The organism is Methanofollis ethanolicus, assembly GCF_001571385.1.
GTDB lineage: Archaea > Halobacteriota > Methanomicrobia > Methanomicrobiales > Methanofollaceae > Methanofollis > Methanofollis ethanolicus.
Window position 1 is genome coordinate 2,027,482 of record NZ_BCNW01000001.1, and the last position, 14,090, is coordinate 2,041,571.

Below are 14,090 nucleotides of genomic sequence, written 5' to 3' on the forward strand. Positions count from 1 at the left end.
CGGTGAAGGGTCTGCCCTCACCATATCATCCCCACGGAGACCGGCACTCCACGGAAAAAGAGCGTGAAAAGATGACGGGGAGCAGCCTACTTCTCAGGTTCGCCCCGCATCTTGTCGACGAAGTCCTTGAAGAAGCCCTTCTTCTCGGGGCCCTTCTTGTTCTCGATCTCAAGCAGTTTCTGGTAGAGTTCCTTCTCCTCGTCGGAGAGACTCTTCGGGACGACGATCTTCACGCGCACGAGCAGGTCGCCGGGCCGGCCGCGGTGGCGCACGCCCTCGCCCGGAATGCGCAGCGCAGTGCCGTGCTGGATGCCGGCCGGGATCTTCAGCTCGACGGTCCGGCCGTCGATCGTCTTTACCTCGACCTTTGAACCGACCGCCGCCATCGCCGGGGTGACCTTCACCGTGGTTTCGAGGTTTTCGCCGTTGCGGACAAAGTCCTGGCTCTCCTCAACGATGATCTCGACGTACAGGTCGCCTACCGGGGCGCCATAGTCCCCGGCCTCGCCATATCCTTCCATCCTCAGGCGGAGCCCGCTGTAGGCGCCGGGCGGGATGCGGACAGAGACCTTCCTCTTCACCCGGGCATGGCCGCTGCCCTTACAGCGTTTGCAGGGTTCTTCCGGAATCTTCCCCCTGCCACCACAGTCGGGGCAGGCGCTCATCCGCACAAACTGCCCGAAGAGCGACTGGCTCACCTGCCTGATCTGGCCGCTGCCTCCGCACTTCGGACAGACCCGGAACTTCTTGTTCTTGCTCCCGCTCCCGTCGCACTCAGGACAGGACTCGGTGTGCATGACCTCGATCTCCCGGTCTGTCCCGAAGACCGCATCCTTCAGGCTGATCGAGAGGCGGTACAGGAGGTCGGCGCCGGGCCGCGGGCCTCTCGGCCCGCCGCCGCCACCAAAGAAGGTGTCGAAGATGTCTCCAAAGCCGCTGAAGTCAGCCTGGAACCCGCCGCCGTATCCGCCGCCACCGGTGTACGAACCCTTCGAGGCGTTCTTGAAAGCCTCGTGCCCGATATTGTCGTACTGGGCGCGTTTCTCCGGGTCCGAGAGCACCGAGTAGGCCTCGTTGATATCCTTAAACTTTTCTTCCGCGTCAGGCTCCTTGCAGACATCAGGGTGATATTTCCGTGCAAGGTTGCGGTATGCCTTCTTGATCTCCTGCTCGCCGGCGTCCCGGGCGACGCCGAGGACATCATAGTAGCTTCCCGCACTCATCTATGCTCACTCTTTCTTCTCGTCCTTGACATCGAAGTCGGCATCGACGACATTGTCGTCCTGCTTCTTCTGTGCACCCTCGGCACCGGCGGCCTTCTGGGCCTCCTGTGCCTTCTGCGCTTCCTGGTAGATCTTGGCGGTGACCGCGTACACGGCCTCGGTGAGTTCTTCCAGTTTCTTCTTGATATCCTCGGTGTCGTCACCTTCGAGGGCCGTCTTCAGGGCGGCGGAAGTCTCCTCGATCTTCTTCTTATCGTCCTCGCCGATCTTGTCGCCGGACTCCTTGAGGGTCTTTTCGGCGGTGTAGACCGCGGTGTCGGCGGTGTTCCGCACCTCGATCTCCTCGCGCTTCTTCTTGTCGTCTTCCTCGAAATTCTTGGAGTCGTTGACCATGCGGTTGATCTCGTCCTCGGAGATCCCCTTGCCGCCCTTGATGGTGATGGTCTGCTCCTTGCCTGTCCCGAGGTCCTTTGCCGAGACATGGACGATACCGTTGGCGTCGATGTCGAAGGTGACCTCGATCTGGGGGATGCCGCGGGGTGCGGGCGGGATGCCGGTGAGCTGGAACTTGCCGAGGGTGAAGTTGTCCTTGGCAAGGGCGCGCTCGCCCTGGATCACGTGGATCTCGACGCTCGTCTGGCCATCCGCAGCCGTCGAGAAGATCTGGCTCTTCCGGGTCGGGATGGTGGTGTTCCTGTCGATCAGCTTCGTGTCGATGCCGCCGAGGGTCTCGATGCCGAGGGAGAGGGGCGTGACATCGAGGAGGAGCACGTCCTTTGCCTCGCCGGTGAGGACGCCGCCCTGGATCGCGGCGCCGACGGCCACGCACTCGTCAGGGTTGATCCCCTTGTCGGGTTCCTTGCCCAGGAGTTTCCTGACCGTCTCGACAACGAGGGGCACGCGGGTCGAACCGCCCACAAGGAGGACGTGGTCGATATCGGACGCTGTGAGTTTCGCGTCGGAGAGGGCCTGCTTCACCGGCTCGACGGTCTTCTCGACCAGGTCGCCGATGAGCTGCTCGAACTTCGCACGGGTGAGGTCCATGTCCAGGAACTTCGGGCCGCTGGCGTCGGTGGTGATGTAGGGGAGGTTGATGTTCGTCTTCTGGACGGTCGATAGCTCCTTCTTGGCGTTCTCGGCTGCGTCCCTGATCCGCTGCAGTGCCATCGGGTCCTTCGAGAGGTCGAGGCCTTCCTTTGCCCTGAACTCGGCGACGACCCAGTCCATGACACGCTGGTCGAAGTCGTCGCCGCCGAGGCGGTTGTTCCCGGCAGTCGCCTTCACTTCGAAGACGCCGTCGCCGAGCTGGAGGATGGAGACATCGAAGGTGCCGCCGCCGAGGTCGTAGACGAGGATGGTCGACTCCTCTTCCTTGTCGATGCCGTAGGCGAGGGCGCTCGCGGTCGGTTCGTTGATGATCCGCATGACGTCAAGACCGGCGATCTTGCCGGCGTCCTTCGTCGCCTGCCTCTGGGCGTCGTTGAAGTAGGCCGGGACGGTGATGACGGCCTTCTCGATCTTCTCGCCGAGATATGCCTCGGCATCGAGCTTCATCTTCTGGAGGATCATCGCGGAGATCTCCTGCGGGGTGTACTTCCTGTCGTCGATGTCGACGGTCTCGCTCGTCCCCATCTTGCGCTTGATCGAGATGATCGTCCTCTTCGGGTTGGTGATCGCCTGCCTCTTCGCGACGCTGCCGACAAGCCGCTCGCCTTCCTTGCTGAACGCCACGATCGACGGCGTTGTCCTGCCGCCTTCTGCATTCGCGATCACGACAGGCTGACCGCCCTCCATGATGGCCATGCAGGAGTTCGTCGTGCCAAGGTCAATACCAAGAACCTTTTCTGTTGCCATAATATTCCTCTTATTCGTTGTTTCCTTTTGACACCGCGACTTTCGCATGCCTGATTATCCTGTCGTGCATGCGGTAGCCGGGGATGAATTCTTCGACAACTGTGCCTTCCGGGTGCTCTGACGGGATGCAGGCAACCGCTTCGTGCTCCTCGGGGTTGAATGCCGCGTGGAGACATGAAAGAGGTTCGATCCCGTGTTTTTCCAGGATCCCGGAGAACTGTTTCTGTATGCTTTCAAGGCCCTCGCGGAGGGAGGCATCGTCAGACTTCCGTGCCCGCTCGAAGTTGTCGACAACGTCGAGCAGTTCCGCGGCGAACGTCTGGAGGGCGTACTCCCTGATCTCCTCGTTCTGCCGGGCAGTACGCTTCCTGAAGTTATCGAAATCCGCAGCAAGGCGGAGATACCGTTCGTTCAGGTCGTCACAGGATCTCTTGAGGTCGGCGTTCGCCGCCCTGAGATCGTCACAGGCCTTCCCGAGGGACTCGATATCTTTGCCCTCTCCCGGGGGGCCGGGCTGTTCCAGGGCCGGTTGCTTCTCCGGCGCCTGATTATCTCTATCCGCCTCCATGGAAATCCTCTGTATGCAATATCAATTGCAATGTAGTTCTATATATAATTTTGTGTCAGAGATACGGAGAGGGACACAGATTGACACCTGATTATCATTTCAAGAAAAGATTCGTGGTTTTTAAGATTTCTGTCTCTTTTTCGAGACTGAGACCCCGCACCGCCCGGCAAGTTCGCACATCTTCGGGGGCGGGTTCTCCCACCGCCAGAGACCGAGATCGATATAGCGCCGGGAGAGGCCCTTCTTCTTTGCCCACGACACCAGATAATCATCCCAGTGGCCGGCGAGGTCGGGGTGGACCTCCCGCGTCCGTGCGGCCTCGCTCTCCAGCATCGCCGGGCAGAGATAGCACCCCACCCTCTCATAGCCCATCTCATAGAGGGGGTTGTACGGCACCTTCCGCCACCAGAGGTAGAGGAAGACTTCGAGGGCCCGCCAGTTCCTGATGGGCGAGATATTCAGCTGCAGCGGGTTGAAGGGATTGACTACGACACCCGGCAGAGTGGAGCGGGAGAAGGACTCGTACCACCTGTTCCCCTGCACGGTGACACAGGGACCCTTATGGGAGAGATAGTCTTTGACAGGCTGGAGTTTGAGTCTTTCGCAGCACCAGCGGTTGTCCTTTCTCGGGAGGCCGAATTTTTCCACCTCTTTCCAGAAATTGTTCCCGTGGATGACGGCCTGAACCCCCGACTGCCTGACAAACTCCACTGTCTCGGGAAACTCCAGGCCCGTATCGACAGAGAAGACGTCTTTGACCCCGGCCCGTCGCGCGAGTTCGAGGCAGACCGTGCTGTCCTTGCCGCCCGAGAAGGAGACGTTCGCCGCGGGCCGGTCGTCCATGTGCTGCCTGATGAACCTGACAGCCGTGCGTTCGAGGTCCTTGAGGAGGGGGACGTTCACGCGGACTGCCTCGCCCCACGAGGGGTCTGGCGGCGACTCGGGCTGAACCTTCCCGATCTGCCGCACCCTGACGCCCCCGTCGTGGAGCTGGCCGACGCCGAGGAGGTCTTTCATCCTGACGACCACCGGGCCGTCGGAAAGGTTGGTCCTGACCATCACCTTCTTCCCGCCGAGACGGCGGTTGCCGAACCCCTGCTCTTCGGCCTCGGCGGTGATGTCCACGATGCCCTTCGTGATAAAGGGGGCGAGGAAGCGGAGAGCGTCCTGCGAGAGGTCCAGGGTATAGGCGTGCTCTGCCGGGCCATAGGAGAGGCGCCCAAACTCGACGCCGTTTGCTATGACGACCTCGGTCCTGTCGACGCCGCTGCTCTTGTTGAAGAGGACCACCTGAGGGAGGCGGTCGGTGCCGTAGCGTTCGAGGAGGAGGGACCGCAACAGCTCGTGGTCGTGGGCGAGGGCCGGGCGGAGATCGTAGGGTTTCTGGATCGGGATCTCCACGCCGGCCGCGCCGCACCGGCAGGTCTTCCCGATCAGAGGAAGGTTACACTCCCTGCACCAGTACAGCGTCTTCTTGACGGCAGGTTCCCGCATAGAATAACGTGTACCGGGCAGGGGGATAAGAGATTGCATCCTGCCCTTGAAAGATATAAGAGATCTGAGGCCCATATCTTCAGTATGAAATGGGCACTTCTCTCTGTCTGGGACAAGTCCGGTATCGTGGACCTTGCGCAGACGCTTGTTGAGAACAAATACCGTATCATCAGTTCCGGGGGGACTGGAAAGGCCCTGAAAGAAGCAGGGATCGACTTTATCGAAGTCTCCGAGTACACGGGCTCGCCCGAGATCATGGACGGCAGGGTGAAGACCCTTCACCCGCGCATCCACGGCGGCCTCCTCGGCCGGCGCGACGTCGACGCCAAGGTGATGCAGGACCTCGACATCAACCCGATCGACATCGTCGTCGTGAACCTCTATCCCTTCGAGAAGATGGCGGGCGAGAACCTCGACCTCGACAAACTCATCGAGTTCATCGACATCGGCGGCCCCGCGATGATCAGGGCGGCGGCGAAGAACTTCGCGTTCGTCTCTGTCGTCGTCGACCCGGCCGACTACCCGAAGGTGAAGGAGGCCGTCGCGAAGGGCGGGTTCGATTACGAGGAGAGGCTTGCCCTTGCAAAGAAGGTCTTTGCACGGACGGCCGCGTACGACGCCGCGATCTCGAACTATCTCTCCGGCCTCGACGGCGGTTTCCCGGAGACCTACTCCTTCCAGTTCAGGAACGGCCGGTCTCTCCGGTACGGCGAGAACCCGCACCAGAAGGCGGCCGTCTACGGCGACCACGGCATCGCCGGCCAGGTGCCCCTGCAGGGGAAGGAGATGTCGTACAACAACTACCTCGACGTCGATGCGGCCGTCTCCCTTCTCCGTGAGTTCGACGAACCGACGTCGGTGATTGTGAAGCACAACAACCCCTGCGGCGTCGCCGTCGGGAAGAACGGTCTCGAAGCCTACCTCGCCGCCCGCGAGGTCGACCCGGTCTCCGCCTATGGCTCGATCGTCGCCCTCAACACCCCGGTGGACACGGCGATCGCGGCAGAACTCTGCGGCACTTTCGTCGAGGTGATCGTCGCCCCGTCGTACTCGCCCGAGGCCGTCGAGATGATGAAGAAGAAGCCGAACATGCGTGTTCTCGTGCTGCCCGAGAAGACGGAGGCCGACGAGGTCAGGAGCATCGACGGCGGCATCCTGGTCCAGAGGACTCCCGCCCCGAAGGAGGAGTGGAAGGTCGTCTCAGAGCGCGAACCGACCGAGCAGGAACTCGCGGCGATGCGCTTCGCGATGAAGATCTGCAAGCACACGAAGAGCAACGCGATCATCTATGCCAACGACCATGCCGCCCTCGGCATCGGCGCCGGCCAGATGAACCGCGTCGACTCGGCGAAGATCGCCGTCGAGAAGGCGCGCTCCTCACTGAAGGGCTCGGTCGTGGCGTCCGACGCCTTCCTGCCCTTCGCCGATACGATGGAAGTCGCGGCGGCGGCCGGCGCGACGGCCCTCGTGCAGCCGGGCGGATCGATCCGGGACCAGGAGGTCATCGAGGCGGCGAACAAGCTCAATGTCGCGATGGTCTTCACGGGCGTGCGCTATTTCAGGCACTGAATACTTCCTTTCTTTTTTTCCCGCTCGCTCGAGGACGCTCTCTCCGGTTGGCCCGGAGAATGTGCCATCTTTGCTGTGTCCGAAAGAGAGGCCGCACTATCATACGGGGCCGGGAACGATACAACCGACAGGTTAGTATCCGGGAGACAATGTTTTTTTTGAAGTGACGAGCCGATTCATCATATCCTATTTACGAAATAAATAAATACAAACACCTTAGAGTCTCGTATGCACACCCCCAAGGTGATTTGTTATGGATTACGGTTCTATGCTTGGAAACTCCTTCGAGTATGCGAAGGAAGCGGTCTGGGGAAAATGGATGAAGTGGATCTTCCTCGTCATCTCCACCATCATCTTCCCCCTCCTCTACGGCTATGTGATGGAGATCTATCGGGGCAAGACCCCGGCACCCGAATTCGAAGACTGGGTCAAACTCTTCATCGACGGTATCAAACTCCTCATCGTCGGGATCATCTACAGCATCCCCGCGCTTATCGTCATGGCGATCTTCCTCGGCGGTTCCTTCGCCCTCATGGCAAGCGGATCTGACGCTGCGGTTGCTGCCGGAGCCGGCGGGATGCTCCTCGGGATGCTCATCACGTTCGTGGTCGCCTTCATCATCGGCCTGATCGCCGCCTTCGGCGTCATCAGGTTCGCACGGACGGACAGTTTCGGTGAGGCCTTCAACATCTCGGCGATCCTGGCGCACATCGGTGCGGTCGGCTGGGGCAGTTACATCATCGCCCTGATCGTCCTCTGGGTGGCGGTCATCGTGATCGGCGTGGTCCTCGGCATCCTCATGATGATCCCGATCATCGGCTGGCTCATCGCCATCTTCATCGAACCGGTGCTCGCGATCTTCGTGGCCCGGTACATGACCCACATCTACGAGAGCGCGGCGGCCCCCGCCTGAAACTCCCTTTCTCCCCTTTTTTCTTTTCCGAACCCGTTCTGAATTGAAACATCGCATGATTCCCCATACCGTTTACCGGGGGACTCTAGAACAGGGATTATCATGAAAATCACCGGGGTAGTTTCAAAAAACCGCCAGAAACTTCTTATCATGCCTGATTCTACAAAACCAGGCCCCGGAGAAATCCCCCTGACCCTATCCCTGTGGCACCCGCATGTCAGAGCGTGAGGGGGTGGCCCCGCGGGAGACGGTACGGGCCAGATACGCCCGTATCGACCTCCGATTGAGGGATCCCACCCCATATTCAGGGCCATATCGGGGAGATCCGGCGATCCGGGCATACCGGGGGCTGTGGGCAGAACAGAATGAAATCCGACAGGACTCAACGCCCCCAGGCCGCCGGTATGATTGCAGGTAATGTCCTCCTTCTCCAGGCTCCCCCTGGTGCCGGGGAGGGGGAGAGAGAGGGCCTGGAAAATGTCCCGATCGGGCTCTGGAGATCAGAAAAGCCAAAATATAAATATCGTCGTCGTTCCATACTGGCCCATGGCAAGCACCATGAGTGATTGTTTTATTGGCCGCTAAATGCCGCTTTTTTGATACCACCTTACGGGACGGCGAACAGACGCCGGGCGTCTCGCTGAAACCCGCGCAGAAACTTTCGATCGCAACCATGCTCGCAGAGATCGGCATCGACACCGTCGAGGCCGGTTCAGCCGCCGCATCGGAGGGGGAGAGGGAGGCGATCCGGCTGATCGCGGGTGCCGGACTCTCCGCCGAGGTCGCGACCTTTGTCCGCGCCCTGCAGTTGGACATCGACTATGCTGCGGAGTGCGGCGTCGACTGCGTCCACCTGGTCGTGCCGGCAAGCGACCTCCATATCAGGGCGAAGATGCGAAAGACCCGCGAGGAGGTCTGCACGATGGCATGGGACGCCGTGGAATACGCAAAGGAGCGGGGCCTCGTCGTCGAACTCTCCGGGGAGGACGCCTCCCGCGCCGACCCGGCCTTCCTCGCCCACCTCTTCAGGGGCGGCGTGGAGCGCGGCGCCGACCGCCTCTGCTTCTGCGACACCGTCGGGATCATGACGCCGGAGAAGATCGCGGAGGTGGTCCCGGGCCTCCTCTTCGCGCCCCTGAGCATCCACTGCCACGACGACCTCGGCTTCGCCCTCGCAAACACCTTCGCCGCCCTGAAGGCCGGGGCGTCGGCCGCGCATGTCACCGTGAACGGCCTTGGCGAACGCGCCGGGAACACCCCTCTCGAAGAACTCGTGATGGCCATGGAGGTGCTGTACGGCACGAAGACAGGGATCAGGACAGAAGGGCTCTACCACCTCGCGACCGAGGTCTCGAAGATGACAGGCGTGCCCCTGCCCGTGAACAAGGCGATCGTCGGCGAGATGGCCTTCACCCACGAGAGCGGGATCCACGCCCACGGCGTGCTCCGCGAGGCGAGCACCTACGAACCGATCGGCCCGGAACGCGTCGGCCGGACGCGGCGGATCCTCCTTGGCAAACACTCGGGATCGGCCTCGGTCAGGGCCGCCCTCAAGGAACTCGGCTATGCCTGCGACGAGGTGCAGCTCGCGGAGATCGTCGCCAGAGTTAAAAGCCTCGGAGACGAAGGTCGAAGGATCACCGATGCGGACCTGATGGCCATCGCCGACTCGGTGCTCAACCTCGTGCGCGAGCCGGTGATCCGGCTCAGACAGGTGACGGTCGTCTCGGGGAGCAATGTTGTCCCCACCGCATCGGTCACGGTCACCGTCAACGGGGAAGAGGTGACCTGCGCCGCTACCGGCAACGGCCCGGTGGACGCCGCGGTCGAGGCCCTGCGCCGGTCCATCACCGGCCTTGGCGAGATCAGGCTCGAAGACTACCGGGTGGACGCGATCAGCGGGGGGACAGACGCTCTCGTCGATGTCACCGTCTGCCTGAGCAGGGACGGGCGCATGCTCACCTCGCGGGGGGCGCGGACCGACATCATCATGGGAAGCGTCGAGGCGATGGTTGCCGGGATGAACAGACTTCTCGAGGAGCAAAGATGAAGACAGGAGCAAAACTGCTGGTTGAAAGCCTGCAGCGCGAGGGGGTCGAGACGATCTTCGGCTACCCCGGCGGGGCAGTCCTGCCGATCTACGACGAACTCTATGACGCACCTATCAGGCACATCCTGGTACGCCACGAGCAGGCGGCGGCCCACGCGGCCGACGGCTATGCCCGCGCGTCCGGGCGCGTAGGGGTATGTCTTGCCACCTCGGGACCGGGCGCCTGCAACCTTGTCACCGGCATCGCCACCGCCTACATGGACTCGGTGCCCCTTGTCGCCATCACCGGCCAGGTCCCGACCTTCATGCTCGGGAACGACGCCTTCCAGGAGTCTGACATCACCGGGATCACAATGCCGGTCACGAAGCACAGTTACCTCGTCAAGAGGGCCGCCGACCTCGGGCAGGTGGTGAAGGACGCGTTCTATATCGCGGGCACCGGACGGCAGGGCCCTGTCCTGGTCGACATCCCGAAGGACGTGATGACCGCCCAGATCGACATTGAGCTGCCGATCGGCCGGGCAAAACTGCGGGGCTACCAGCCGACCTATGAGGGCCACGCCCTCCAGATCGAGAAGGCGGTCGCCCTCATCGGCGAGGCCGAGAGGCCCCTCCTGTACGTGGGCGGGGGCGTGATCGCCTCGGGGGCGTCTGAGGAGGTTCTGAGACTCGCCGAACTGATGCTCATCCCTGTCGCGACGACCCTGATGGGCCTCGGCGCCGTCCCCTGCGACCACCCCCTCAACCTCGGCATGATAGGGATGCACGGGACGGAGGCGGCGAACTACGCGGTCACCGAGTGCGACCTGCTCATCGCCGTCGGTGTCCGTTTCGACGACCGGGTCACGGGGAAGATCGACGCCTTCGCTCCCAATGCCCGCATCATCCACATCGACATCGACCCGGCCGAGATCGGGAAGAACAAACCGGTGGATGTCCCGATCGTCGGGGACGCCGGAAAAGTGCTCCAGAGCATCATCAGGCGGTTGGCCCGGACGGAGGGGCGGGAGATGTGGCTCGCCCGCGTCGGCCACTGGAAGGAGAAACAGACGGTGAAGGACGGGGAAGATGGCCTTTCCCCGGCCTATATCATCGGGGAGATGAGCGACCTCCTTGGCGACCGCGGCATCGTCGTCTCCGAGGTGGGGCAGAACCAGATGTGGGCGGCCCAGCACTACTGCTTCAGGCGGCCGCGGACCTGGATCTCCTCGGGAGGGCTCGGGACGATGGGCTACGGCTTTCCGGCGGCGATCGGGGCGCACTTCGCCAGGCCCGACGAGACGGTCGTCGACGTGGCCGGGGACGGGAGTTTCCAGATGAACATCCAGGAACTCGGCACCGTCGTCCAGTATAATGTGCCGGTGAAGGTGGTCGTCCTGAACAACATGTACCTCGGCATGGTGCGGCAGTGGCAGGAACTCTTCTACGACCGCCGGTACTCGTACACCGAACTCCCGGCCGTGGACTTCGTCGGCATCGCTCGCGCCTACGGCGTCGACGGGATCAGGGTCGAGGAGAAGGAGGACGTCAGGCCGGCACTCGAGGCGGCCTTTGCCACCGCTGGTCCCTTCGTGCTCGACTTCAGGATCGAGAGGGAGGCGAACGTCTTCCCTATGGTCCCGGCCGGGGCGGCGATCAACGAGATGATCGGGAGGAGGCAGAGATGAAGTTCCACACCCTCCACGTCCTCGTCGAGAACAGGGCGGGCGTCCTCTCCCGGATCGCCGGACTCTTCTCCAGGCGGGGATTCAACATCGAGAGTCTCGCCGTCGGAACCTGCGAGGAGGCCGGGATGAGCAGGATGACCATTGTCGTCCTGGGGGACGACGCCCAGATCGAGCAGGTCAAGAAACAGTTGAACAAGCTCATCGACGTGATCAAGGTCTCCGACATCACCGAGCAGAGCACGGTCGCCCGCGAACTCGCCCTGATCAAGGTGGCGGCCGAGCCCGGCGAGACCAGGGCCGAGGTGATGCAGGTCGCAAACATCTTCAGGGCCCAGATCATCGACGTCGGCGCGAAGACGGTCATCCTCGAGGTCACCGGCGACTCGGAGAAAATCGACGCCCTCGAAACCCTTCTGCGGCAGTACGGGATCAAGGAGTTCGTGCGGACCGGGAAGATCGCCCTCCTCCGGGGGCAGAAGGCGATCAGGAGTATGAAGTAGGGGTTCTGGAGGGGGGGTACTCTTCTTCCCCCGGGATATCTCTGTTCTTTTTTACCGGAACTGATCCAGAGGTGGGATGACCGGATAAATTCGAGAAAATTTTTGCAGAACATGTGTTCTGGAGTACCTGTGCTTGGGGACTACGCCCCCAGACCCCCGCTCAAGATAGGGGCTGGGAAGATAGAACAGGATAATCCAAAGGTAGGAATGCCGGTTATGCCCTTGTCCTGCACGGGGGGACCGGGAGTGGGGGCAATAGCGACCTTGAGAGAATCTTCGATTTTCGAGCGGTAGTCCCCCGGCACAAGACAACGATTCACTGCCTTCCCCCCACGCACGTTGCAGGCATGTCGATAACCGGGAGTGAAGGTCTTCAACACCCCTCATCACAAAAAAACCGCCCCCCCTTCCAACCCCCATACTACGTATCCCCCGGATCGAAACGTCCTCCCCCGCGGATCTTCCCTCTCTCCCTCCTCCTGCGTGCGCCCGCCCCGTCCCACGCGAATAAGGTCTGATTTCCCGTATCACGGACAGCACCCCCGTCAGGCACCGATTGTGTTATATGTTAGCATGCCACACGCTAGCACAGCATATGATCGGACTTCCTTTTGAGACTCTGGCACTCGTCGGAACAGCATTCATCTCAGTCACCGCCCTCCTCCTGGTCTGGGCCTTCCTCTTCAAAGAGGTAGGAGAATGATCGAACCGATCACCGCGGGGATCATCGGGCTTTACTTTGTCGTCCTCCTGGCTATCGGAGCATGGGCATCGAAGAAGATCCACAACACCGAGGACTACATCGTCGCTGGCAGGTCGCTCGGCTTCTGGGTCTTCACCATCCTGATGATCTCCTCGATCTGCTCGGGCATGACCCTCCTCGGCGTCAGCGGACTCGGGTTCACCACAGGGTGGCCGTCGATCTGGGAGCAACTCTTCGTCCCTCTTGCGGCGTCCTTCTGTATCATCGTCTTCGGGGTCAAACTCCACAGGATCGGGAAGCAGAACGGCTACCTGACGGTCGAGGACTACTTCGCCCACCGTTTCGAGAGCCCGAAAGCGATGCGGGGCCTCTCGGCCCTTGCCGGTATTATCGTCTCCCTCATCTACCTTGTCGGCCAGTACACCGCCATCTCGATCGTCCTGGTCTGGCTCTTCGGCCTGCCCCACTGGGAGGCGCTGATCATCTCCGGCGTTATCATCACGGCCTACACCGTCGTCGGCGGTCTGTACGCCGTCTCCTGGACAACGGTGATCCAGGGCGGCCTCCTGATCGTCGGCGTGATCGCCATCGCTCCTGTCCTGATCATGAAGGCCGGCGGGATGGCGCACATCAATGAAGTGATGGCCAGCGTCGACCCCGCCCTTGTCCAGCCGTACCTCACCGAAGGCATGACCTTCACGCCGGCGTTCCTCTTCTCCTTCGGGCTGATGCTCGTCGTGGGCCTCGCCTGCGCCCCGCACGTCATCAACAATGTCCTCGCCGCAAAGGAGGAGAGGTACTTCAAGTGGTCGCCCCTCATCGCCTTTGCCGTCTACGCGGTGGTCATGCTCCTCGTCAAGTTCGCAGGCTTTGCCGGGCGCGTCCTCGTCGAGGAGGGGCAGATCGCCCTGCCGGCCGTCCCGAACGCCCAGGACTACATCTTCATATCAGGGCTCGAATATGCCATGCCCAACATCTGGGTCTGGTCGTTCTTCGCCGTCATCGTGCTCGCGGCTGTGATGTCGACGACCGACCGCCTGATGCTCACCGTGGGCACGATGTTTGCCTGGGACATCTGGAAGAACCTCTTCAGGCCACAGGCGAGTGACCGCGAGACCCTCCTCGTTTCCCGGGTTGCGGTCGTGGTGGCGGCCGGCGGGACGCTCCTCCTCGCGGTCAACCCCCCCGAAATGCTCGCCTGGCTGATCTGGTCGGGTATCGGGATCATGCTCTCCACTTTCGCGGTGCCCCTCCTCGCCGGTCTGTACTGGCGGGGCGCGACTCGTGAAGGCGCCCTCGCCTCGATGGCGGCAGGTCTCGTCTCGGGCGGTGTGCTCGGTTACTGGTACTATGTGGTCGACAAACTCCCCGTCCACTTCAGCCTCTACGCCGTCGTCATCTCGGCGGTCGCCATGATCGTCGTCAGCCTCATGACCCGGAAGACCGATGCGAAGGTGCTGGACACCACCCTCACCGGTGGCTTCATCCAGCCCAGATAATACTCTTTTTTCAGTTCCGGGGAACCGCTTGCCAGACGGTTCTCAAAAAA

General features: G+C 61.8%; 10 protein-coding genes. 6 read left to right on the forward strand and 4 right to left on the reverse strand.

Annotated elements, in window-relative coordinates; genetic code table 11:
• Positions 1–86: 86 nt before the first annotated feature.
• The 4 genes from dnaJ to MEFOE_RS09870 form a co-directional block, all read right to left on the reverse strand.
• Entirely contained in the window at positions 87–1,223 is a 1,137-nt protein-coding gene (gene dnaJ, locus MEFOE_RS09855; protein WP_067051617.1) for a molecular chaperone DnaJ, read from the reverse strand.
• A 6-nt stretch (positions 1,224–1,229) separates the two neighbouring features.
• Positions 1,230–3,077 carry a molecular chaperone DnaK gene (dnaK, locus tag MEFOE_RS09860; protein ID WP_067051620.1) on the reverse strand — a complete coding sequence of 616 codons (1,848 nt, stop codon included), beginning with the start codon at positions 3,075–3,077 and terminating at the stop codon, positions 1,230–1,232.
• 10 nt (positions 3,078–3,087) lie between these two features.
• Complete coding sequence (locus MEFOE_RS09865; RefSeq protein ID WP_067051622.1) at positions 3,088–3,645, reverse strand: nucleotide exchange factor GrpE; 558 nt, start codon at positions 3,643–3,645, stop codon at positions 3,088–3,090.
• A 120-nt stretch (positions 3,646–3,765) separates the two neighbouring features.
• A complete protein-coding gene (locus MEFOE_RS09870) occupies positions 3,766–5,139 on the reverse strand; it encodes a phosphoadenosine phosphosulfate reductase domain-containing protein (RefSeq protein WP_067051624.1) in 1,374 nt (457 codons plus the stop codon).
• 84 nt (positions 5,140–5,223) lie between these two features.
• Between MEFOE_RS09870 and purH the strand changes: the two genes are divergently transcribed.
• From purH to MEFOE_RS09900, 6 genes are all read left to right on the forward strand, one after another.
• Positions 5,224–6,708: a bifunctional phosphoribosylaminoimidazolecarboxamide formyltransferase/IMP cyclohydrolase gene (gene purH, locus MEFOE_RS09875; protein ID WP_067051626.1), complete on the forward strand. Its 1,485-nt coding sequence runs from the start codon at positions 5,224–5,226 to the stop codon at positions 6,706–6,708.
• 253 nt (positions 6,709–6,961) lie between these two features.
• Positions 6,962–7,621 carry a DUF4013 domain-containing protein gene (locus tag MEFOE_RS09880; RefSeq protein ID WP_067051628.1) on the forward strand — a complete coding sequence of 220 codons (660 nt, stop codon included), beginning with the start codon at positions 6,962–6,964 and terminating at the stop codon, positions 7,619–7,621.
• A gap of 574 nt (positions 7,622–8,195) precedes the next feature.
• Positions 8,196–9,671 carry a 2-isopropylmalate synthase gene (locus tag MEFOE_RS09885; RefSeq protein WP_394326511.1) on the forward strand — a complete coding sequence of 492 codons (1,476 nt, stop codon included), beginning with the start codon at positions 8,196–8,198 and terminating at the stop codon, positions 9,669–9,671.
• Complete coding sequence (gene ilvB, locus MEFOE_RS09890; protein ID WP_067051633.1) at positions 9,668–11,338, forward strand: biosynthetic-type acetolactate synthase large subunit; 1,671 nt, start codon at positions 9,668–9,670, stop codon at positions 11,336–11,338. The genes MEFOE_RS09885 and ilvB overlap by 4 nt, the downstream gene beginning before the upstream one ends.
• On the forward strand, positions 11,335–11,838 hold the full coding sequence (gene ilvN, locus MEFOE_RS09895) for an acetolactate synthase small subunit (RefSeq protein ID WP_067051635.1): 504 nt from the start codon (positions 11,335–11,337) through the stop codon (positions 11,836–11,838). Before ilvB ends, ilvN begins: the two co-directional genes overlap by 4 nt.
• A 699-nt stretch (positions 11,839–12,537) precedes the next feature.
• Positions 12,538–14,040, forward strand: coding sequence for a sodium:solute symporter family protein (locus tag MEFOE_RS09900; protein ID WP_067051637.1), 1,503 nt, complete (start codon positions 12,538–12,540; stop codon positions 14,038–14,040).
• Positions 14,041–14,090: the final 50 nt, after the last annotated feature.